At 70.0% G+C, this 21,997-nt stretch carries 19 protein-coding genes and 1 riboswitch; of the genes, 6 read left to right on the plus strand and 13 right to left on the minus strand.

Going from position 1 to position 21,997, the window contains the following annotated elements; translation table 11 throughout:
- Positions 1-35: 35 nt before the first annotated feature.
- Together ACOCEP_RS39035 and ACOCEP_RS39040 are read left to right on the plus strand one after the other, a co-directional pair.
- Positions 36-1,238, plus strand: coding sequence for an ROK family transcriptional regulator (locus ACOCEP_RS39035; protein WP_482334964.1), 1,203 nt, complete (start codon positions 36-38; stop codon positions 1,236-1,238).
- A 337-nt stretch (positions 1,239-1,575) separates the two neighbouring features.
- Complete coding sequence (locus ACOCEP_RS39040) at positions 1,576-1,929, plus strand: nuclear transport factor 2 family protein (RefSeq protein WP_482334965.1); 354 nt, start codon at positions 1,576-1,578, stop codon at positions 1,927-1,929.
- Here the strand turns inward: ACOCEP_RS39040 and ACOCEP_RS39045 are convergent.
- Positions 1,926-2,432, minus strand: a complete 507-nt coding sequence (locus ACOCEP_RS39045) for a PaaI family thioesterase (protein ID WP_400562828.1) — start codon at positions 2,430-2,432, stop codon at positions 1,926-1,928. The two genes, ACOCEP_RS39040 and ACOCEP_RS39045, sit on opposite strands and share 4 nt — an antisense overlap.
- Positions 2,433-2,504: 72 nt before the next feature.
- On the opposite strand from ACOCEP_RS39045, the gene ACOCEP_RS39050 reads away from it, so the two are divergent.
- The 3 genes from ACOCEP_RS39050 to ACOCEP_RS39060 are packed head-to-tail and all read left to right on the plus strand — an operon-like array spanning position 2,505 to position 6,180.
- The gene (locus tag ACOCEP_RS39050; protein WP_482334966.1) at positions 2,505-3,077 is read left to right on the plus strand and encodes a TetR/AcrR family transcriptional regulator; all 573 of its coding nucleotides are present in this window, start codon (positions 2,505-2,507) and stop codon (positions 3,075-3,077) included.
- An 11-nt stretch (positions 3,078-3,088) separates the two neighbouring features.
- Positions 3,089-3,823 (plus strand): HAD family hydrolase, encoded by a 735-nt coding sequence (locus ACOCEP_RS39055; protein ID WP_482334967.1) that lies wholly within the window; start codon positions 3,089-3,091, stop codon positions 3,821-3,823.
- 56 nt (positions 3,824-3,879) lie between these two features.
- Entirely contained in the window at positions 3,880-6,180 is a 2,301-nt protein-coding gene (locus ACOCEP_RS39060; RefSeq protein WP_482339903.1) for a glycoside hydrolase family 65 protein, read from the plus strand.
- An 81-nt stretch (positions 6,181-6,261) separates the two neighbouring features.
- Here the strand turns inward: ACOCEP_RS39060 and ACOCEP_RS39065 are convergent, their stop codons facing one another.
- From ACOCEP_RS39065 to ACOCEP_RS39080, 4 genes are all read right to left on the minus strand, one after another.
- Positions 6,262-6,441, minus strand: coding sequence for a hypothetical protein (locus tag ACOCEP_RS39065; RefSeq protein WP_482334968.1), 180 nt, complete (start codon positions 6,439-6,441; stop codon positions 6,262-6,264).
- Between the two features lie 39 nt (positions 6,442-6,480).
- Positions 6,481-7,437 carry a Ppx/GppA phosphatase family protein gene (locus tag ACOCEP_RS39070; RefSeq protein ID WP_482334969.1) on the minus strand — a complete coding sequence of 319 codons (957 nt, stop codon included), beginning with the start codon at positions 7,435-7,437 and terminating at the stop codon, positions 6,481-6,483.
- A gap of 202 nt (positions 7,438-7,639) precedes the next feature.
- Positions 7,640-8,680, minus strand: a complete 1,041-nt coding sequence (locus ACOCEP_RS39075; protein ID WP_482334970.1) for an LLM class F420-dependent oxidoreductase — start codon at positions 8,678-8,680, stop codon at positions 7,640-7,642.
- A gap of 80 nt (positions 8,681-8,760) precedes the next feature.
- A complete protein-coding gene (locus ACOCEP_RS39080) occupies positions 8,761-12,072 on the minus strand; it encodes a DUF885 domain-containing protein (RefSeq protein ID WP_482334971.1) in 3,312 nt (1,103 codons plus the stop codon).
- Positions 12,073-12,208: 136 nt separating this feature from the next.
- Here ACOCEP_RS39080 and ACOCEP_RS39085 point away from each other — a divergent pair, with 136 nt between their 5' ends.
- Positions 12,209-13,183 carry an AsnC family protein gene (locus tag ACOCEP_RS39085; RefSeq protein WP_482334972.1) on the plus strand — a complete coding sequence of 325 codons (975 nt, stop codon included), beginning with the start codon at positions 12,209-12,211 and terminating at the stop codon, positions 13,181-13,183.
- A 277-nt stretch (positions 13,184-13,460) separates the two neighbouring features.
- Here the strand turns inward: ACOCEP_RS39085 and ACOCEP_RS39090 are convergent, their stop codons facing one another.
- The 8 genes from ACOCEP_RS39090 to ACOCEP_RS39125 form a co-directional block, all read right to left on the minus strand.
- The gene (locus tag ACOCEP_RS39090) at positions 13,461-14,387 is read right to left on the minus strand and encodes an RluA family pseudouridine synthase (RefSeq protein ID WP_482334973.1); all 927 of its coding nucleotides are present in this window, start codon (positions 14,385-14,387) and stop codon (positions 13,461-13,463) included.
- Complete coding sequence (lspA, locus tag ACOCEP_RS39095; RefSeq protein ID WP_482334974.1) at positions 14,384-14,947, minus strand: signal peptidase II; 564 nt, start codon at positions 14,945-14,947, stop codon at positions 14,384-14,386. Before lspA ends, ACOCEP_RS39090 begins: the two co-directional genes overlap by 4 nt.
- A gap of 24 nt (positions 14,948-14,971) precedes the next feature.
- Positions 14,972-15,580, minus strand: a complete 609-nt coding sequence (locus ACOCEP_RS39100; RefSeq protein WP_482334975.1) for a hypothetical protein — start codon at positions 15,578-15,580, stop codon at positions 14,972-14,974.
- Between the two features lie 19 nt (positions 15,581-15,599).
- Complete coding sequence (locus tag ACOCEP_RS39105; protein WP_482334976.1) at positions 15,600-16,943, minus strand: aminotransferase class V-fold PLP-dependent enzyme; 1,344 nt, start codon at positions 16,941-16,943, stop codon at positions 15,600-15,602.
- Positions 16,944-16,975: 32 nt separating this feature from the next.
- Positions 16,976-17,090, minus strand: a riboswitch (SAM riboswitch).
- Positions 17,091-17,218: 128 nt separating this feature from the next.
- Positions 17,219-17,902, minus strand: coding sequence for a M23 family metallopeptidase (locus ACOCEP_RS39110; RefSeq protein WP_482334977.1), 684 nt, complete (start codon positions 17,900-17,902; stop codon positions 17,219-17,221).
- 130 nt (positions 17,903-18,032) lie between these two features.
- Positions 18,033-19,511: a potassium/proton antiporter gene (locus tag ACOCEP_RS39115; RefSeq protein ID WP_482334978.1), complete on the minus strand. Its 1,479-nt coding sequence runs from the start codon at positions 19,509-19,511 to the stop codon at positions 18,033-18,035.
- Positions 19,512-19,623: 112 nt separating this feature from the next.
- Positions 19,624-20,307 (minus strand): ArsR/SmtB family transcription factor, encoded by a 684-nt coding sequence (locus tag ACOCEP_RS39120; RefSeq protein ID WP_482334979.1) that lies wholly within the window; start codon positions 20,305-20,307, stop codon positions 19,624-19,626.
- Between the two features lie 43 nt (positions 20,308-20,350).
- Positions 20,351-21,952 (minus strand): penicillin-binding transpeptidase domain-containing protein, encoded by a 1,602-nt coding sequence (locus tag ACOCEP_RS39125; protein WP_482334980.1) that lies wholly within the window; start codon positions 21,950-21,952, stop codon positions 20,351-20,353.
- Positions 21,953-21,997: the final 45 nt, after the last annotated feature.

Raw genomic sequence — 21,997 nt, forward strand, 5'->3', positions numbered from 1 at the left:
GGTGGAACACCTTGGTTCGACAGGAGGCGAAGCTCGTGGTTGGCGCAGAAAACCCACCCGTCGGCACCCCCGCCGGGATGCGGAAGATCAATCAGCGCGCCGTGCTGGACCTCCTGCGCCGCAGCGGCCCGGCGACGCGGCCCCAGGTAGCCAAGGACACCGGTCTTTCGAAACCCACGGTGAGCCAAGCGTTACTGGCGCTCGAAGCGGCCGGGCTCGCCAGGGCGACCGGGCACACCTCGACCGGCACCGGCCGGTCCGCCGTCCTCTACGAAGCGGATCCCACGGCGGGCTACGTCCTCGGTGTCGACATCGGACGCGAGCATCTCCGCGTCGCCGTCTCCGATCTCGGCCACACCGTGGTCGCCCGCCGTGACGAGCGGAACACCTCGCGTTCGGGCACCGCGCTCGTCAGCGCGGTGGGTGCCCTCGCCTCGGCGACGGTGCGCGAAGCGGGACTGTCGCAGGCGGACATCGTCGTGCGGGTCCTCGGCTCCCCCGGCGTCGCCGACCCGGACAAACGCTGCTTCCGGCACGCGCCGAACCTGCCCGGCTGGGGCAAGGCGGGGCTGCTCGACGAACTCGAAGGCGTCCTCGGCCCGGATCTCATGGTCGAGAACGACGCGAATCTCACCGCCGTCGGCGAATGGGAACGCGGTGCCGCGCGTGGCGCGTCGGTGTTCGGCTGCATCACCATCGGCACCGGCGTCGGGATGGGCGTGATGGTGAACGGCCAGGTCTTCCGCGGCGCGACGGGCGCGGCGGGCGAGATCGGCTACCTGCCGTACGGGCAGTCGCACGCGGCGGGCGAGGGTGAGGACTCGCCTCCGGTCCGGGGCCACCTCGAAGAGGCGACGGCGGCGCAGTCCGTCGTGCGCGGCGCGCGGGAACTAGGCCTCGGCACGGCGAAATCGGCCCGCGAGGTCTTCCGGCTCGCCCGTGATGGCGACGAGCTCGCGCTACGCGCCGTCGAGGCGGAGGCCGACAGGCTCGCGTACACCGTGGCGTCGGTGGCGGCGGTGATCGACCCCGAACTGATCGTGCTCGGCGGCGGCATCGGCACCGCGGCCGATCTGCTGCTCGACCCGATCGACCGCGCCCTGCGCTCGTTCACCCCCCTGGTCCCGGCGGTCGTCCAGGGCGAACTGGGCGACGACGGCGTGCTGACCGGCGCGATCAGTGTCGGGTTGCGCGCCGCCGAGGGCCTGGTCTTCGAACGCAAGGTGGGCGCGGCCTGAGTCGGAAGTTCGCGTCGGCCTGCACCTGTGAGCGGGTCGTGAGTGTCACCGCGGGTGAGGGGTGTGGCCGTCGTGACCGGACCGGTCATGCGGGGACCGTGTGGATTTCCGGTCATCCAACGCACCGAAATCCACACAGTGCGTCCTGGGGCCGGCCACCCACGACCCGCTCGCCAATCCGTGCAAATCGCTCACCTCGGGCACTGACGCCCCGCGAAACGTCCCTTGTGGACAGTCAAGAAGGTGACTCTTCACTCCGGCACGCCACGTTTGCCTCACGCCTCCACAGGCAAGCCTTTACCTCCGCGGTAATCGACAGCGGGTGCACGCTGTTCCTATGACCACAGCCAAGAAAATCGTCCTCGACTGCTTCGAGAAGATGTTCGTGCACAAGGACTTCGTCGCCGCGGGCGCGAACGTGCACCCGGATTTCGTCACCCATAGCCCGGGTTTCCCCTCCGGCCGTGACGCTTTCGTCGAAGCCATGCGGAATTCCCCGATGGCCGGCGCGGACGTCTCGGTGAAACGCGTGATCGCCGACGACGAGCACGTCGTCGTGCACCTGCACGTCGTCCGGCCGGGCGAGGAGCTCGGAGCAGCCATCGTCGACATCGTCCGCGTGGAAGACGGGCTCATCGTGGAGCACTGGGACGTCAAGCAGCCCGTGCCGCCGGGCGCCGGAATGTTCTAGGGCTTGATGATCAGGCAGGTGCTCGACGCCGTCGCGAGCACCTTGCCTTGCCCGTCGCGGATGTCGCCCTCGGCGAACGCGACGCGTGAACCGGCCTTCACGATCCAGCCGTGCGCGCGGATCTCGCCCACCGAACCGGAAATCGCGCGCAGGTAGTTCACCTTCAGCTCCACGGAGGTGTACCCGACGCCGGCGGGCAGGGTCGAATGCACCGCGCACGCCACCGCCGAATCCAGCAGGGTCGCCGCGACGCCGCCGTGCACGGTGCCGATCGGGTTGTAGAGCGACTCGTCCGGCGTCGCGGCGATCACGACGTCCCCCTCGGCCACGCTCACCCAGCGCATGCCGAAATGCGCCGAGATCGGCGCGGGCGGGATCCGGCCCTCGGCGATCCCGGTCAGGTAGTCGAGCCCGGACAGTTCCCGGCCGAGCCGGGCGGTGGGCAGCGGATCCTGCCAGGTCACGGTCTTCTGCCTGGTCTGCCCGGTGACGTCGGTGGTCATGGCTACCTCCTAAGACGATCGTCCTAGGCTTTCCTAAGACGGTCGTCCTAGTCAAGGACTATGCTGAGCGACGTGTCCGACACCACCACTCGCGAGCGGATGATCTCGACCGCGATGACGCTCTTCCGCCGTGAGGGCTACCAGGCGACCTCGTGGCGGCGGCTGGTCGAGCAGGCAGGCACGCCGTGGGGGTCGGCGTACCACCACTTCCCCGGCGGCAAGGAGCAGCTCGCGGTCGCCGCGATCGAACTCGGCACCGCCGTCGTGGCGAAGACGGTCCGCCGCGCTTTCGAGCGCAACGAGACGGTCGAAGACGCCGTGGCCTGGTGGTATCGCAAAGCGGGTGAAGCGCTGGCCGCCGACGACTACCGCGGTGGCTGCCCGCTCGCCACGATCACCCTGGAGATGGCGCACGCCTCCCCGGCGATCACCAAGGCGTGCCAGGACGCGTTCGCCGCCTGGCACGAGCTGCTCGTCGAGCTGCTCGGCGATGTCCGGGATCCCGAAGACGTCGCGACGGCCATCATGAACAACCTCGAAGGCGCACTGCTCGTGAGCCGGGTCCACCGGTCGCCGGAACCGCTGGAGCGGGCCGCGCGGCATGTCGCGCTCGTGACCCGCGCGGGTACCGGCGAGCCGGGGTAGCGTTGCCAGGCATGATCGGTCTGCCCGACACCATCACGGCCTGTCTCTTCGACCTCGACGGCGTGCTGACCGGAACCGCGGCCCAGCATCGCGCGGCGTGGAAGCGCACGTTCGACGAGTTCCTGCGCGCCCGCGACGGTGACGCGTTCTCGCCGTTCACCGACACCGACTACGCGGCCTACGTCGACGGACGCCCCAGGGCCGACGGCGTCCGCACGTTCCTCACCTCCCGCGGGATCGAACTGCCCGAGGGAAGCCCCGACGACGGCATCGACGCCGCCACCGTCAACGGCGTCGGGAACCGCAAGAACCAGCTGGTGCTGAAGATCATCGAGGACGAGGGCGTGACCCCGTACCCGGGTTCCGTGCGCTATCTGGAAGCCGCGAAGGCGGCGGGGTTGCGCATCGGCGTCGTCACCTCGTCGGCCAACGGCGCCAAGGTGCTCGACGCCGCGGACCTGACCAAGTTCGTCGAAGCGCGGATCGACGGGATCGTGATCGCCGAGAAGAACCTGCGCGGCAAACCCGCCCCCGATTCCTTCCTCGCCGGCGCCGAGGCGTTCGGTGTCGCCCCGGCGAGCGCGGCCGTCTTCGAGGACGCGCTCGCGGGTGTGCAGGCGGGCAAGGACGGCGGTTTCGGTTACGTGGTCGGGGTGAACCGCGCGCACCAGGCGGGCGAACTGCTCGCGCACGGTGCCGACGTCGTGGTGGACGACCTCGCCGAACTCCTGGAGGACCGCAAGTGAGCGAAGCGCTTTTCCGCGGCTACGAGGTCGCGCCCTGGGAGCTGCGCTGGCACGGGATGGACGTCGACGCGTTGCAGCGCACCGAATCGGCGTTCGCGGTGTCCAACGGGCACATCGGGCTACGCGGCACGCTGGAGGAGGCGGAGCCGCGCGGTCTTCCCGGCACCTACTTGAACGGTTTCTACGAACAGCACGATCTTCCTTACGCGGAAAGCGGATACGGCTACCCCGAAGAAGGCCAGACCGTCGTCAACGTGACCGACGGCAAGGTCATCCGGCTGCTGGTCGAGGACGAACCGCTCGACATGCGGTACGGCCAGGCCACCGAACACGACCGCGTCCTCGACTTCCGGAAAGGCACCCTCGCGCGCGACACCGTCTGGTCGTCGCCGACCGGCCGCCGCGTCCGGGTGAAGACCGAACGACTCGTCTCGTTCACCCAGCGCGCCGTCGCGGCGATCAGGTACGAGGTCGAACCGCTCGACGACGATCTCCAGCTGGTGGTGCAGTCCGATCTGCTGGCGAACGAACCCATCGAGTCCGACACGCGCGATCCGCGGGTCGCGGCGGCACTGGAATCGCCGCTGGTCGGGGAATATCACCACGCGGAGGCGTATCACGCGGTGCTGGTGCACCAGACCCGGCGATCCGGGTTGCGGATGGCCGCCGCGATGGACCACAAGATCGACGTCTCCGACGGCGTGCGCACCCATATCGAGGCCGAGGACGATCTCGCGCGGCTCACCATCGCCGTCGACGTGCCCAAGGGCGGGCGGCTGCGGATCACCAAGTTCCTCGCCTACGGCTGGTCCGCGCAGCGTTCGGTGCCCGCCGTGCGCGCGCAGGTCGAGGCCGCGCTGGCCGGGGCCCGGCAGACCGGCTGGAAAGGACTGCTCGCCGAACAGAAGGAGTTCCTCGACGACTTCTGGGAGACCTCCGACATCGAGATCGACGGCGACGCGGAACTACAGCAGGCCGTGCGGTTCGCGCTCTTCCATCTCCTGCAGGCCGGGGCCCGCGGCGAGACGAGGGCCCTGGCGGGCAAGGGATTGACCGGACCCGGTTACGACGGGCACGCGTTCTGGGACACCGAGACCTTCGTCCTGCCCGTGCTCACCTACAGCATGCCGGACGCCGCCCGCGACGCGCTGCGCTGGCGTCACTCCACTTTGGACAAAGCACGGGAAAGGGCGGCACAGCTGGGTTTGCGCGGCGCCGCGTTCCCCTGGCGGTCCATCAACGGCGCGGAGTGCTCCGCCTACTGGCCGGCGGGAACGGCGGCGTTCCACGTCAGCGCGGACATCTCCGACGCCGTCGTGCGCTACCTCAACGCCACCGGCGACGACGAGTTCATGCGGACCTGCGGCGCGGAACTGCTCCTCGAAACCGCGCGGTTGTGGCTTTCGCTCGGGCATTTCGACCGGCGGGGCCGGTTCCGCATCGACGGTGTCACCGGGCCGGACGAGTACTCCGCGGTGGCGGACAACAACGTCTACACGAACCTGATGGCTCGCCGGAACCTGTTCTACGCCGCCGAAATCGTCGGCCGGCACGACGACGTGGCCAAGCGGTTCGAGGTCGACGAGGAGGAGGTCGCGTCGTGGCGCGAGGCCGCCGACGCGATGCTCGTGCCCTACGACGAGGAGCTCGGCGTACACCCGCAGTCCGAAGGGTTCCTGGAACACGACGAGTGGGATTTCGAGGCGACGGACCCGGATTTCTACCCGCTGCTGCTCAACTATCCGTACTTCGACCTGTACCGCAAACAGGTGGTCAAGCAGGCGGACCTCGTGCTCGCGCTGCATCTGTGCGGGGATTCCTTCACGCCTGAGGAAAAGGCGCGCGACTTCGCGTACTACGAGGCGCGGACCGTACGGGATTCCTCGCTGTCGGCGGGAACGCAGGCGGTGGTGGCGGCCGAGGTCGGGCATCTCGAACTGGCCTACGACTACCTCGCCGAGGCGGCGCTCACCGACCTGCACGACGTGCACAACAACGTCCGCAACGGCCTGCATCTGGCCTCGCTGGCGGGCGCGTGGCAAGGCACCGTCGCCGGTTTCGGCGGGCTGCGCGACCACGGCGGCCGGCTGACCTTCGCGCCGAGGCTGCCGCCGCGGCTGCGGCGGATCGCGTTCCGGCTGACCTTCCGCGGCACCCGGTTCCAGGTCGAGATCGACGGCGAGGGCGCGACGTACCACGTGATCACCGGGGAACCGCTGGAACTCGGGCACCACGGCGAGACGTTCACGGTGACCGCCGAGCCGGTGCGGCTGCCGATCCCGGCGATCGATCCGGGTCCGGCGCCGGCTCAGCCGCCTGGCCGCGCTCCGGCGAGGAGGCAGCCGAAGGACGTGTGACCGGTCCCTCCGCGTGCTATGAACGGTCCGTTCCTTGCGAAATTTGCAAGGAACGGACCGTTCATAGCACGCGCGGCAAGCTCAGTCCGGGGGTTCGACCGGCACTTCACCGCTGCCCGGCACCCCGTCGACCTCCTTGGTGCCGTGCGGCCCGACGTCACGGTTGGGCGCACTCGGCACGTCGGTCTTCGGCTGGATCCCGCGAAGGTCGTCGAGGTCTTCTTCCTCGTCCTGCCCGAAGCTCTTCTTGCTTTCCCTCATGTGTCCGGGGTACCCGCTCACGGCCGGATGCGCCAGTCTTCAGGCGGCTTTCGCCGGTTCACCCTCCGGCGTGACCAGCCCGTCGAGCAAGCCGAGCAGCAGCCCGTCCCTGGTGGACCACGGGCAGATGGCGACCTGGCCGCCGGCCAGCGTCAGCAGCGCCTCGGCGACGATCGCGCCCGCGAGCGCCTGGTGGGAGCGTTGCCGCGAGATACCCGGCAGCTCGGCGCGGCGTTTCGCGGGTAGCTTCGCCAGCCGCGGGATCCACGCGCGGAGGTCTTCCAGGTGCAGTTCCCGGGAGCGGGACGGCCGGTCCCCGGCGAGCCGGGCGAGCTGCCGCAGCACCTTGGAGCAGCCGACGGCGCGGTGGTCGCGAATATGCGGCAGGACGTCGTGCATCGCGTCGCGGACCTCGTCGAGCACGTGTTCCCGCATCGCCCGCACGACCTTGGGCGACGGGCATTCGGTGGCGAACCAGTCCCGGGTCAGCGACCGGGCGCCCAGTGGCAGCGAGTGTGCGAACCCGGCCTCCTCGGCGTCCCCAGCGGCGAGCTCGACGGTGCCACCGCCGATGTCGAGCACCAGCAACCCGCCGGCGGAAGCCCCGTACCAGCGGCGCGCGCCGACGTAGGCCAGCTCGGCCTCGCGGCGGCCGGTGAGGAATCGCAGTGTGACCCCGGTGGCCTTCGCGACGTCGCAGACGACCTGCTTCACGTTGGCCGCGTCACGGATGGACGACGTGGCGAGCGGGTACACGTCCTGGACGCCGTGCTTGGCGGCCATGGTCATCCCCGCCTCGACCGCGGAGGAGACCGCGTCGATACCACGCCGGGTCAGGTTCCCGTCATCGTCGAGTTCCCTGTCGAGCCGCAGCCGCGTCTGGTGGTTCAGCGCCGGGTCGAGCGGCGAACCGCCCTTGGCCAGTACCACCAGCCGCGCGCCGAACGAACCGACGTCCAGGACCGCGGCGGACGGCTCGCCGATCTGCTTGCGCACGCGAGGCACCTCACCTTCGTCGCGAACGGATTCCCCCGAGGTCTCGCTTTCACTCCTGATAATGGCGGATTTCCCGGCCGTTCAGGCGTGGTTTACGTTCTCTTTCCACCGGGAGTGCGTTTTTTGACCACGAAGGAGCTACAGCGGCGCAGGTCAAGGATACCGTATCGATACAGGTGAGAGGTTCGCCTCCCCCTCGCGCCTAGTCGACGAGCTCGCGCAACTTCGAAACCTGCGCCACGCGGGCCTCACGACCGGGAAGCATCGGGTTCACGACCAGTGTGGTCGCACCGGCCTCGCGGAAGGCGGCGAGGCGCTCCTTGACGTACCCCTCGGGCCCGATCAGCGAGATCGCCCGGATCAGTTCCTTCGGCACCGCCGCGGCGGCCTCGTCCTTCTTGCCGTCCAGGTAGAGATCCTGGATGAGCTTCGCTTCGGCCTCGTAGCCGTACCGCTGAGCGAGACTGTTGTAGAAGTTCTTGCCGCGCGCGCCCATGCCGCCGATGTACAACGCCAGCATGCCGCGCAGGTGGTCCAGCAGCCCTTCGACATCGTCACCGATCGCCAGCGCGGTGCCGACGAAGGTGTCCAGCTCGCCCAGTGACGGGTCGCGCTTCGCCTTGCCCTCGGCCAGCGACGCGCCCCAGACCTCCGCCGCCTTCTCGGGGTGGAAGAAGATCGGCTCCCAGCCCTCGGCGAGTTCGGCGGTGAGCGCGACGTTCTTCGGCCCGATCGAGGCCAGCAGGATCGGGATCCGCGCGCGCACCGGGTGGTTGATCAGCTTCAGCGGTTTGCCGAGGCCCGTGCCCTGCTCGGGTGGCAGCGGGATCGAGTAGTGCGTTCCGGAGTGCACCACCTTCTCCCGCCGCCACACCTGACGGCAGATGTCGATGATCTCGCGGGTCCTGCCGAGCGGCGCGTCGTACTTCACGCCGTGGAAACCCTCGATGACCTGCGGACCTGAGGCGCCGATGCCGAGCGTGAACCGGCCGTCGGACACGAAGTCGAGCCCGGCGGCGGTCATCGCGGTCAGCGTCGGCGTCCGCGTGTAGATCTGGAAGATGCCCGACGCGATCTGGACCCGTTCGGTCTTCGCCGCGACGTAGCCGAGCTGGCTGACCGCGTCGAACGAATAGGCCTCGGGGACGAAGACGATGTCCAGCCCGGCCTTCTCCAGCTCGACGATGTCCGCCACGCTGTCGGCGAAACCACCGGCGTAGCTGATCGCGGTCCCGATCCTCATCGGCATCTCCTCGTGAAGTTACTGAGCGCTCGCTTAGCGACAGTATGCGCCGGGACCGCGCGGTTCGCCTGTGTTCCGGCTCACTGCGCGGCCACCCACTCCTTCACCACGTCGTCCAGGACGCGCAACGGCAGGATCCCGTTGCTCAGCACGACCTCGTGGAAACCCTTGATGTCGAACCGGTCGCCGAGCGCGGCCTCGGCCTCCGCGCGAATCCGTTCGATCTCCAGCCGTCCCACCATGTACGACAGCGCCTGCCCAGGAACGGCGGCGTAGCGGTCGATCTCGGCCTCGATCTCGACCCTGGCCATCGGCGTGTTCTCGGCCAGGTAGTCGACGGCCTGCTGACGGCTCCAGCCGAGCGCGTGCATCCCCGTGTCGACGACCAGCCGCCCGGCGCGCATCGAATCCTGGGTGAGCATGCCGAACCTGGTCAGGTCGCTGGAGTACAGGCCCATCTCGTCGGCGAGGCGCTCCGAGTAGAGACCCCAGCCTTCGACGTAGGCGTTGACGTCAGCGTGCCCGCGCAGCATGGGCAGGCCCTTGAGCTTGTGCGCGATACAGATCTGGAAGTGGTGCCCCGGCACCGCTTCGTGGAAGGCGATCGCCTCGCTCGTGTGCTTCGGGCGCAGCTCCGCCTCGTAGGTGTTCGCGTAGTAGGTGCCCGGCCGCGAACCGTCGAGCGAGGCCTCGATGTAGTACGCCAGCGTGCCGCCGGGCGCCTCCGCGGGCGGGACGGGCTCGACCTGGCACCGGTCCTCGGGCACGGTCGAGAACCACTGCGGGGCGACGGCTTCGGCGCGGATGATTGCGTCACGCGCGGCGTCGAGCAGCTCGTCGCCGTCCCGCCAGCGCAAGGCCGGATCGGTGCGCAGCCGCTCGAAGATCTCGCCGAGATCCTTGGTACCGAAGACCTTCTCGCCGAGCTCGCGGTACTGGTCCGCCAGTTTCGCGATCATGTCGAGGCCGGTGTCGTGCAGATCCTGCGCCGTGCGCTCGGTGGACGTGTGCGCCCGGATCAGTGCGGCGTACTTCTCCTGCCCGCCGGGAAGCGCGCAGAGACCCGGCTCGGTTTCGGGCTTCGCCACGGGACGCAGCTCATCGGCGAGGAAGTCGCGATACCGCGTGTAGGCGGGCCGGACGACCTCGGCCAGCAGCCGGTCCCGTTCGGTTTCGTACCCCTCCACGGAAACGGACGCCGTGAGCGCCAGCGGGTCCCCCGCCTCGTCACCGAGATAGCGCTCCACGTAAGCGATCCCGCCGTCGACGAGGAAGCCGGGCGGGACCAGCCCGTCGGCCGCCGCGGCGCGCTGGCGCACGATCAGGGCGTCCAGATAGGCGCCCATGCCGTCCAGCCGCTTCAGATAGCCGCGGACCTTCTCCTCGTCGTCGAGCGACAGGACGGAGAGTTCGTTGAGCATGAACAGCGCGGGCGAGGCCAGCCCGTCGCTGACCGAGAATTCCGATGCCCGCGAATCGAGGACGTCGACCATCGCCTTCGCCTGCTGGATCACGACCTCACGGGTGACCGCCTCGGCCGCGGAAAGGCCTTCGGTGCCAAGGGCTTCGGCACGCTCGGCGATGGCGACCGCCGACGCGCGCTGCGCGGCCGCGGCCTCCGCGCTCGGGTCGGGCAGAGCGCCTTCGTCACCGGGGAGCCCGAGCAGGGAACGCCACAGCGGGAGCTCCTTGAACTTGAGCTCCATCAGCTCGTCGGCGAGACCGTTCGGGGTGTCGCCGTGGCCGGCGACCCAGTCGCGGACCACGCCGTCCAGCACCGACAGCGGCAGCGAACCGCCGCCGAGCACGACGTCGTGGAAGGCCTTGATGTCGAACCGGCTGCCCAGCGTCAGCTCGGCCTCGGCCCGGATGCGCTGGATCTCCAGCCGCCCCACCATGTACGACAGCGCCTGGCCGGGGAAGGCGATGTACCGGTCCACCTCGGACTCGATCTCCACCGGAGCCATCGGCGTGTTCTCGGTGAGGAAGTCGATGGCCTGGCGGCGGCTCCAGCCCAGGGCGTGCAGCCCGGTGTCGACGACCAGCCGTCCGGCGCGCATCGAGTCCATGGTCAGCATGCCGAGTTTCGCGACGTCGTCGGAGTACAGGCCCATCTCGTCGGCCAGTCGCTCGGTGTACAGGCCCCAGCCCTCGGCGTACGCGGTGAAGTCGCCGATGCGGCGCAGAAGCGGGAGCTCGGCGAGGCCCTGCGCGAGGCTCAGCTGGAAGTGGTGGCCGGGGATGGCCTCGTGGAACGCCGTCGCCTCCGCCGCGTGCCGGAACCGCTCCTCCGCCTTGTGGGTGTTGGCGAAGTAGATCCCGGGCCGGGAGCCGTCGACCGCGGGCCACATGTAGTAGGCGGCGGGCGCGCCCGGCGCGGATTCGGCGGGGACCGGCTCGACAGTCCACGGCTGCGGAGGGATCCGGCCGAACCACTTCGGCGCTTCGGCCTCGGCCCTGGTGATGGCCGCGCGGGCGGAATCGAGCAACTCGTCGGCGCCGGACCAGCGCAAGGCCGGGTCGGAGCGGAGCCTGGTGAAGATCTCCTGCAGATCGCTGGTGCCGAAGACCCGCGAGCCGTATTCGCGGTACTCGGCGGCCAGGCCCGCGATCACGTCGAGCCCGGTCTGGTGCAGCTCGCGCGGCGTGCGGTCGGTCGTGGTGTGCATCTCGGCGAGCAGGGCGTAGATGCGCTCGCCGTCGGGCAGCCAGCAGACGCCGGGCTTGTCCTCCGGACGGCCGTGTGGCGCGATCTCCTTCGCGAGCACCTCGCGGTATTCGGCGATCGCGGGCCGGACGGCGTCGCGCAGGAGCTCCGCGCGGCGGGTCTCGAAGGCCTCGTCGGGCGCGGGCTGGCGAAGCAACGGGTCGGCCGACGGCTCGGCGAGGTGCCGGTCGAGGTAGGCGACGGCGGCGTCGACGAGGTACGCGACCGGGACCAGGCCGCGGGCGACGCCGTCCCGGTGCCGCCGCGCGGCCTGGCGCAGGTACTCCGGGATCGCGGCGATCCGCCCGAGGTGCGCCTCGGCCTGCGCGCCCGTCCCGACCGACATCATCGGCAGCACGGTGAGCACCTCGGCGGCGGGCGAGATGAACAGGTCACTGACGGTGAACTCGACGAACCGCGAGTCCAGCAGGGCGATCCTCGCCCGCGCCATCGCGATCAGGACGTCACGGGTGGTCTTCTCCTCCGCGCTCAGACCGTCGGTGGCGAGTGCCTCGGCCCGCTCGGCGAACCCGGCCAGCCGCGCGCGGAAGGCGTCCCCCGCGGCCTCGCTGAGATCGCTGAGCCCGGTCGATTCCGGACGGAAGCCCTGCAAGGCGGGCATGACCGGCTCGGCGTCGAAGAGGACTTCGACGAACTCGTCGGCGAGGGCGGAGACTTCGCTCATGTTTTCTTTCCCCAGAGGTCGATGGAGGCGGTGTCCCCGACCCTAATGGAGACCGCGTACTACCGAAGCCGGGTTTTGCCGCGCTCGGACGGCCTCTCCCCGCGGCGCCGAGGGCGAGACGGTAGCGTTCCCGGACGTGGCCGTGACCGATCCCGTGGACATCCGCCTGCTCGCCGCCCTCGCGGACCTGGGCAAGGCGGCCGTACACGAACTCGCGGCCAAGGTCGGGATGGACCCGCGCGAGGTCGCGTACCGCCTGGTCGCCCTGTCCGGGAGCGGGTTGCCGCTGCTCGTGGGCGTGGAGAGCGACCCGAACGGGCTCCGGGCCGCCATCGCGAGCGCGCCGCCCTCCTGGGCACAGCAGCCCCCTCGTCCGCCCGGCCACTCCGGGCCGCACAACGTCCAGGGCACCCCCTCCGGGCCGTACAACGTCCAGGGGACGCCTTCGGGCGCGTACAACGTGCACGGCACGCCTTCGGGCCGCTACCCCGGTCCGCCGTCGGCTCCGGTGCGCCAGCCGATGGCGCCGCCCCAGCCCCCGCCGCGTCCGCCGGCCCCGCCGCAGCAGCAGTTCGCGCCGCCGCCGATGGCGCCGGCCGACCCGGTGATGAGCACCTGGGGCGTCCCGCAGACCGCGTCCTGGGCGCGCGGCGACGAGCAGCAGGTCACGCCGCAGGCCGCCCCGGAAGGCAAGAAGGGCCGGACCGGCGACGTGATGGAGACCCAGGGCCTGGAGGGTGAGCAGCTCACCGTCCAGCTGCTCGAGGTCCAGGATCCGGCGGACTACCTGTTCAGCGCCGCGGGTTACTCGCTGGAAGCCGGGGAACGGTCGGTCGTGGTGCACACCGAGATCACCAACCGCGGGAACATCCCGTTCGTGTCGCTCCCGGACAACTACCTCGAACTGCTCACCGCGGACGGCAAACCGATCGCGAAGGCGCCGGTCTCGCTGACCTCGCGGCCGCCGCACAAGATCGGCGTCCGGCCCGGGGAGACCCTGGGCGGGCACACCGTCTACGTGCTGCCGGACGCGACCCGCGTGGTCGCCGTCCGCTGGTCGCCGCGACCGGAGCCGGACGAGCGCACGCTGACCTGGTCGATCGAGGACTAGCGCGCCCCTTTGTCCCCGCATTTAGAGGACTGAACGCGGCTCGCCTCAACGGTTGCGCGTGAAGGACCCCTTCACACGGCTCAGCCGAGGGAACTCGGCCTTCGCGACTCCCCGGATGTCATGAAAGGGGCGTTCAGGACACATTTCGTCCTGAACGCCCCTTTCATGACATCCAGCACCCCCTCAAGTACGTGAAGGACCCCTTCACTGCGCTAGACGCAATGAAGGACCCCTTCACGTACCCGGCCGCATTCAGCCGCATTCAGAGGACTAAACGCTAGTTCTCGTCTTGCAGGATCCGCAGCGCGTTGGCCAGGTCGTCCGAGTACTCCGACTCGAACTCGACCCAGCGCCCGTCGGCCGGGTGGGCGAAGCCGAGCGTCTTCGCGTGCAGCCACTGCCGCGAGAGCCCGAGCTTGCGCGCCAGCACCGGGTCGGCACCGTAGGTCAGGTCACCGACGCACGGGTGTTTGAGCGCCGAGAAGTGCACGCGGATCTGGTGCGTGCGCCCGGTCTCCAGCTTGATCTGGGCCAGCGACGCGGCGCGGAAGGCCTCGACGACCTCGTAGTGCGTGACGCTGGGCCGACCGCCCTGGACGACGGCGAACTTGTAGTCGTGCCGGGGATGCCGGTCGATCGGCGCGTCGATCGTGCCGCGCGTCGGGTCCGGGTGGCCCTGCACGATGGCGTGATAGCCCTTGTCGACGGTGCGTTCCTTGAACGCCCGCTTCAGCACGGTGTACGCGTGCTCGCTCTTCGCCACGACCATCACCCCGGTGGTGCCGGCGTCCAGCCGGTGCACGACACCCTGGCGTTCGGCGGCGCCCGAGGTCGCGATGCGCAGCCCGGCGGCGGCGAGCCCGCCGACGACGGTCGGCCCGGTCCAGCCGGGGCTCGGGTGCACGGCGACGCCGACCGGCTTCGAGATCACCACGATGTCGTCGTCGTCGTGCAGGATCTTCATGCCTTCGACGGGTTCCGCGACGACCTCGATGGCCGACGCCGGATCGGGCAGCGTCACTTCGAGCAGTCCGCCGGCGGTCAGCCGGTCCGACTTCCCGGCGGGCCTGCCGTCGAGGAGGATCTCGCCGGATTCGGCCAGTTCCGCCACGACAGTGCGGGAAAGCCCCAGCAGTTTCGCCAGGCCCGCGTCGACGCGCATACCGTCGAGCCCGTCCGGAACGGGCAACATCCGCGCGCTCATTCGCTCGCCGCTTTCTTCTTGTCCCTGGTGGATGTTCCGTCGTAGTCCTTGCCCAGCAAGGAAAGGATCACGATGAGCACGCCGCCGACACAGATCGCGGAGTCGGCGACGTTGAAGATCGCCCAGCCCTGCCCGTTCGGCGCGAACGCGGAGATCATGTCGACCACATGCCCCTGCAGCGGCCCGGGGGCACGGAAGATCCGGTCGGTCAGGTTGCCGAGCGCGCCGGCCAGCACCAGGCCGAGACCGATCGCCCAGCCGACCGAGCGCAGCCGCCGGGACAGCCAGACGATGGCGATCACGACGGCGATCGCGACCAGCGCGAGCACCCAGGTCAGCCCGGTCGCCATCGAGAAGGCGGCACCGGGGTTGCGCACCAGCTGGAAGTACACGAGCCCGCCGAGGAACTCGACCGGCTGCTTGCCCTCCAGCGTGGAGACGGCGATCTGCTTCGTGAGGAGGTCGATCCCCCACAGCACCGCGGCGACGGCGAACACCACGCCGACGCGCTTCTTGGGCAGTGGAGGCGACGGTGGCGCCGTTTCGGGCTCAGTACTCACCGCCCTATTGTCCACTGAGCGTGTTCAGGACTCCCCGGCGGCCGTCTTCGGCCTGCTCAGCAGCGCCGCGAACGCCCCGGCGATGACGACCAGCGACGACAGCACCAGCGCGAGCTGCCCTCGTCCGGGCACGACCGCGCAGACCACGAACGCCGCCGCCACGACCAGCACCAGCACGCTGCGGTCCAGCCACGCCAGCAGGACCAGGCCCAGCGTCAGCAGGATCGCGCTCCGGACGTCGCCGTCGAGTTCGAATTCCCAGTAGCCCACCAGGTCGGCCAGCGCGATGGCGACCAGTCCGCCGAGCGCGATCGCGGCGACCTTCCACCACCGCATGGTCTTCGTCCGGAGGGCGTAGAAGAGCACCGTGCCGAGGTAGACCACGAAGACGGCGAACAGCCAGCCGTCGGTCCTGCCGACGACATCGAACGACCTGTCCAGTGCGGTCGCGGTCTCGCGGCTCATCTCGACGCCGTACAAACCCACGTACCCGAACGAATGCCGTTCACCGGCGGGCGCGTACGCGAACCAGCCCCCGGATCGAATCCCGCCCAGAGACAAGGCCACCACCACCAGCTGGGCGAAACCCAGCAACGCCAGCGGAAACCAGTAACGCGGCCGCTCGTTCCCCATGCGGGGTGAGGGTAGTGGGTCAGGCGCAGAACGGGGGCAGCTCCCTCGGATCGTTCTCCGGCACCCAGCGGCCCTCCGGCTTTTCGTACTGCCAGCGCGCGCCGCGGGCGACGATCTGGCGCAGCGCCAGGACGATCCGGTCCACGTGCTCGGTGGTGCTGCCGAGGCCGAGGCTCACGCGCACGGCCTGCTGCCCCGTCGAACCGGCGACGGCGATCAGCCGCTTCGTCGCCACGTGCGCGCAGAACGCGCCGTCCCGCACGCCGATGCCGTACTCCGCGGACAACACGGCGGCGAGCCAGCCCGGGTCGAAACCGTCGACGACGAAGCTGAGCGTGCCGACCCGGTCGACCGGCGCGTCGAACAGCCGCAGTTCGGCGAATCCGGGGATGGCGGCGAGACCGCGACGCAGACGCGCCAGCAGTTCGTCCTCGTGGGCGACGATGCCGTCCCAGTTCGCGGCCAGGGTCTCGCAGGCGACACCGAGCGCGTAGACGCCGACGGTGTTGGGTGAACCGGCTTCGTGCCGCTCGGGACCGGAATTCCAGACCACGGAGTCACGGCTGACGAGCTTCGTCGCACCGCCACCGGCGAGGTACGGCTGGGCCGCGCGCAGCCAGTCGGCACGGCCGATCAGCGCGCCGGCACCGAAAGGCGCGTACAGCTTGTGCCCCGACAGCGCGACGTAGTCGACGTCCAGTTCCCGCACCGAGATCTTCCGGTGCGGCGCGAGCTGCGCCGCGTCCAGCGCGATCCGGGCGCCGTGCCGCCGCGCGACGGCGGCGATCTCCTTGACCGGCAACAGTTCCCCGGTCACGTTGGACGCGCCGGTGAGCACCACCAGGCGCGGGCCCTGCGGGCAGTCCGCGAGCGCTTCGTCCACAGCGGACACCGCGGCGAGGCGGGTCCGAGGGGTTTCGATCCGGCGGACGTTCGGCCCCTTCCACGGCAGCAGCGCGGCGTGGTGCTCGGTGTCGAACACGACGACGGCCGTGTGCTTCGGCAGGCTGCGCGCGAGAAGGTTGAAGGAATCGGTGGTGTTGCGGGTGAACACGACGGTGTCGGTCGACCGCGCGTCGACGAAGTCACGCAGGATTCCGCGCGTGCGCTCGTAAAGCTTGGTCGAGACCTGCGAAGCGAACCCGGCGCCGCGGTGCACGCTGGCGTACCAGGGCAGGAATTCGTCGACCGCGGACCGCACCTCGTCCAGACAGGGGGCGCTCGCCGCGTGATCGAGATTGGCGTAGCCGATGTCGCCACCGGTGACCAGCGGAACCCGCAGATCGGCGCACGCGACGGCCGGGATTTCGTGGGTGGCAACGGTTTCAGCGGGGGTGCTGGTGCGTTCGAGAGCGAGAGTCATCGTCATCCTCCGGGCCAGGGGACCCGGCGAGGATCCCGCGCTTGCCCGCCGCACCACGCGACGAGCCAGGTCCTCACCCGGGGCACCCCACCGCGGAAGGAGGGTTGCCGGTCAGCTAGCCGGGGCTTGACGCTGACACTCGTGACCTACGGAAGAAGTTAGCGGATGGGCGGGCGATCGAGCCAGCCCTCGTCCGCATCTTGAGACGCCGCTCACGTGCTCCGCAAGCGGGAAGAACCGCTGCCCGGCGCCGCGCCGCGCCGGGCAGCGGCAGGTCAGACCCGGAAACGGCCGGGCAGCGGGATGGTCGAGCGGGAGGAGACCTCGGTCGCGGTGCCCGAGTACTGATCGGTGCCGGCCGCGAACTGCCAGCCGCCGAAGGTCTTGCCGTCGACGGCCTCTCCGTAGGCCTCGGCGACCTTGGTCGAGACCTCGTCGTAGGACAGGCCGTTCCAGTTGCCCGCGCCGACGCCGAAGTCGCGCGAGTCGCCGCCTTGGGCGGCGGCCGTGGGCAGGGTCCACAGGGTGAAGTGCACGTGGGCGCCGGTGCTGCTGCCACCGCACGGCAGCGCGTTGCCGGTCCGGCCGAGCACGTCGCCCGGGGCGACCTGCTGGCCGTCGGTGACCGAAATACCCTCCAGGTGGTAGTACCTGGTCCGCCAGCCGCCGTCGTGGTCGACGGTCACCCAGTCGCCGCCGGAGCAGCGCTGGATCCGGACCGTGCCCGCCAGCGGAGCGCGGACGGTCTTGTCACCCGGGCTGAAGTCGATGGCGTTCTTCACTCCGGACGTGCCGTTGTCCGAGTGGATCCCCGCCGAGTAGACCGACTGGCTCGTGCCGAAGGGCAGCCCGAAAACGGGAAAGGCACCGGCCGCAGCAGCCGTCGGAGCGGCGAGAACCACTCCGACGAGGGCCGCAGCTGCCCCCAGACCGGCGAACCGCACAGGAAGTCTCGTCACCTTGCGTACTCCTTACCCCGTGACACTCACCCATTCGATGGAGTCGATTGCGGGAAAGTAATCCAAAAGGAGTACGGAAGGGAAGAATTTTCTGAGATCAACCGACGAACAGCTGGTGCCGGTTCGTGACCTAGTGGCCGGATTCGCCCTTCCACCTGGCGAGGCGCCCCGCGCGGTCGACGGCCCGCAGGCGTCGTTCGGCCGCGTCACGGGCCTCGGAGGTGGTCACGACGAGTAACTGGTCGCGCTCCTGAAGCCGGGTGTTCTTGTTCGGCGTGAAGCCGGAGCCGTCCCGGACGAGGAGGCTGATCGTCGCCCCCACCGGCAGCCGCAGTTCGGCCAGGTAGACGCCGTGCATCTTCGATCCGGTGTTGATCCGGACCTGCAGGAGTTCCGCGCCCATCTCGTCGAGCGGCGCGGAGTCGACGTCGATCTCGTGTGCCTCGGCGTGCTGGGCCAGCCCGAGCACCCTCGCGAGCGGCGTCAGCGTCGCCCCCTGGAGCAGCGTCAGCACGATGACCAGCACGAACACCGCGTCGACCAGCTCTTGCGCACCCGGCACCCCGGACGACAGCGGGATCAGCGCGAGCACGATCGGGACCGCGCCACGCAGCCCGGCCCACGACAGGAACACCTGTTCCCGCCAGGGGATCTTGAACGGCAGCGCCGACAGCAGCACCGACAGCGGGCGGGCGAGCAGCAGCACGACCGCGCCCGCGACCAGGCCCTGGACCAGGCTTTCGAAGATCCGGCTCGGCGAGGCGAACAGACCGAGCAGCACGAACAGGCCGATCTGCGCGAGCCAGCCGAGCCCTTCGGCGAAGGACAGCGTGTCCGAGCGGTGCGGCAGCTTCGAGTTCCCCAGCACCAGGGCCGCGACATAGGTGGCGAGCAGCCCCGACGCGTGGGCGAACTGCCCGCTCGAATACGCCACGACGCACACCGCGACCGTGGCCAGCGGGTACAGACCGGTGGCGGGAAGTGCCGCCCGGCGCAGCGCGAACGCCCCGCCCCAGCCGAAGGCCAGGCCGATCACCAGCCCGGCGGCGAGTTCGTAGACCACCAGCAGCGGCAGCGACCAGTCGATGGTCGTCCCCTCGGCGAGGACGACGACGGCGATGTAGGCCGGGGCGTCGTTGATCCCCGACTCGATCTCCAGCGCGCCGACGAGCCGCTTGCCGATCCCCGCGGATCTCAGCACCGAGAAGACCGCGGCGGCGTCGGTCGAGGCCAGTACCGCGCCCCACAGCAACGCCATCCGCCAGTCGAGGCCCAGTAACCAGTGCAGGGCGGCACCGGTCACCGCGATGCTCACCACCACGGCCACTGTGGACAGTGCGATCCCGATGCCCAGCGAGGGTTTCACGGCCGACCACCGGGTGGTGAGGCCGCCTTCGGACAGGATCATCACGAGCGCGGCGAGGCCGAGCGACTGGGTGAGCTCGGGGTTGTCGTACTGGATGCCGAACCCGGCTTCGCCGAGCAGGACCCCCATCCCCAGGTACAGCAGCAGCGAGGGAAGGCCGACCCGGATCGAGACCCGGACGGCGATCACGGCGACGAGAAGTACCGCGCCGCCGGTACCGAGGATGAGCGGGAGTTGCTCCATGTCGCCTCCCGTTCCGGTCGCCGTGAGGGCTCCAGAATAGTGAGGCGGTGATCGTCACACGTTCGTGTACCGGTCGAAAAGCGTCCGGATAACCTGTGTTACAGACTGTCCACTACGGACTGCGCAGGGCCACCAGGTCGACACCGAGCTCCGCGAACGGCTTTTCCGCGGCGGGCAGGACTTTCACCGCGCGGTTGCCCTCACGGGACAACCAGCCGGCGCTCACTCCGTGAGACAGTAACGCCGCGGGGGCCCGGCCCGCCAAATGATCACGGCGCACTGTCCAATCCAGACAGTCGCGCAGCATCGGGCGCCGGCCGCCGTCGATCTCCACACCGAGCGCGTCGAGCACCTCGCGCCCGCGAACGGTCAGGGCCAGGCCGCCGGCGTCGTCGATCAGCCCGGCGGCGAGCATCCCGTCCCGCAGCGCGACCCCGACCGTCCCGGCGAGATGGTCGTAGCAGGTCCTGGCGAACTCCAGCCGCTTCACCCGCACCGAAGACCGCAGCCCCTTCACCGGCCGGTGCTCGGCGTGCTGCGCCAGATGCTCGATCAGCTCCGCCACGCGCGGATCGGCTATCCGGACGTAACTGTGCCTCCCCTGCTTGACCCGCACGACGAACCCGGCGTCGGTCAGCTTCGTCACGTGCTCGCTCGCCGTCGAGGAGGCCACCTCGGCCGCGTTCGCCAGCTCGGTCACCGTCCAGGCACGCCCGTCGAGCAGCGCGAGGCACATCGACGCGCGGCTCGGGTCGGCGAGCACGGCCGCGACCTCGGCCAGGGCGATCGTTTCCATCCGTCCACCGTAGAAGACCCACGCTTCGGTGACCGCCGAAGCGTCAGCCCGCCAGGAACTTCGCCGCGAGCTGCACCGCGGGCTTGGAGTCGTTGGAACCTTCGAGCATGACGGCGAAAGCGACGTCGCCGCGATAGCCGACGAACCAGCCGTTGGCGTCCGCCCCCGAGCCGAACTGCGCCGTCCCCGTCTTGCCGAAAACGGCTCCGCTCCCCTGCAACGCTTTCGCGGTCCCTGTCGTGCAGACCTCGCGCATCATCGCGCGGACCTGGTTCAGCACCCCGGCGGGCGGGGCCTGGTACCCGGTGTTGACCTTGGTCTCCAGCCCCTGCCACAGCTTCGGCACCACCGGCTTCCCGGCCGCGACCGTCGCGGCCATGAGCGCCGCGCCCAGCGGGCTGACCTGCACCCTGCCCTGTCCGATCCCGGCTTCGACCTGCTCGTCACCGCTGCCGGACGGCTCCACCTTGCCGGTCTCCGTGGCCAGTCCGGGGATCTCGAAGTCGGCGTTGAGGCCGAACTGGCCGGCGGCCTTGGCGAGACCGTCCGCGGGCAGCTGCTTGGCGAGCCGCCCGAAGGTCGTGTTGCACGACGCGGCGAACGCCGTCTTCAGCGATACGGTCCCCAGGTCGAACCCGTTGTCGTTCTTGAGCGTGCGGGTCCCGATCTGCTCGCTGCCCGGGCAGGCCAACGGGGAGTCGGCGGTGACCCCGCCCTGCTGCAACGCCGCGGTCGCCGTGGCGATCTTGAAGGCCGAACCCGGCGAGTACAGGCCGTTGAGCGCCTTCGGCTGGTTCCCGGCGGCGCCGTTCTGCGCGACCGCCAGCAGCTCGCCCGAGGTCTTCATCGCGACGATGATCGCCGGCCCCCCGAAGCCGTCGACGGCCTTCTGAGCGGCGTTCTGGGACGCCACGCTCAAGGTCGAAACCAGTGGTTTGTCCGTCTCGGCCGCCTGTCCGAAGAGCGTCTCGACCGGTTTGCCGGAGACGTCCACGCGCGACACGGTGACGGTCGCTCCGGTGCCGCTGTTCTCCCCGGAGGCGACCTTGGACAACGCTCCCTGCAGGATCGGCGCGACGCCCGTCGCGTCACCGCCGACGAGTGCCTTGCCGTCGCGGTCGGCCACGATCGGCTTGGCCGCGACGGGGGCGAGCGAAAGTCGCTGCCCGGCTTCGAGCTTCGGATGGATCACCGACATCGCCCAGCGGACCACCCACTTCCCGGCGTTGCGCACCAGGTCCAGCTTGCCCTCGTATTTCCAGGCGCTGTTGCCCGCGAAGGTCCACGCGACGTGGAAGGTGGCCGACGTCGTGGTCGCGTTGCCCGGTGTCGTCGGGACCTCGCCGAGCGACGTCTTGACGGACGCTCCACTGAGCGCCGCGCGCGTTCCGGACAGGGCGGCCGTGGCCGCCGCCGGATCGTCGACCGGGGCGGTGCTGAGGTCGCCGGTGTCGAACAGCCGCAGGAACCGGCCCGCCACCTGCGCCGGGCTCTCCTGCGCGCTCTCGGTGGCGTCCCCCTGGCCACCGCCGGAAGCCGCCGGCGCCCGGTCCTCCCTGACCAGCAGCACCACCGCGGCCACCACGATGGCGACCACCGCGAGCGCGGCGCCGATCAGGATCCCTCTTTTCCGGGCAGGACTCATGGATTCGCTCTCCCCCATACGGCGCGCCCCTCGCGCGCCCCGGGC

This window comes from Amycolatopsis sp. CA-211722 (assembly GCF_056828465.1).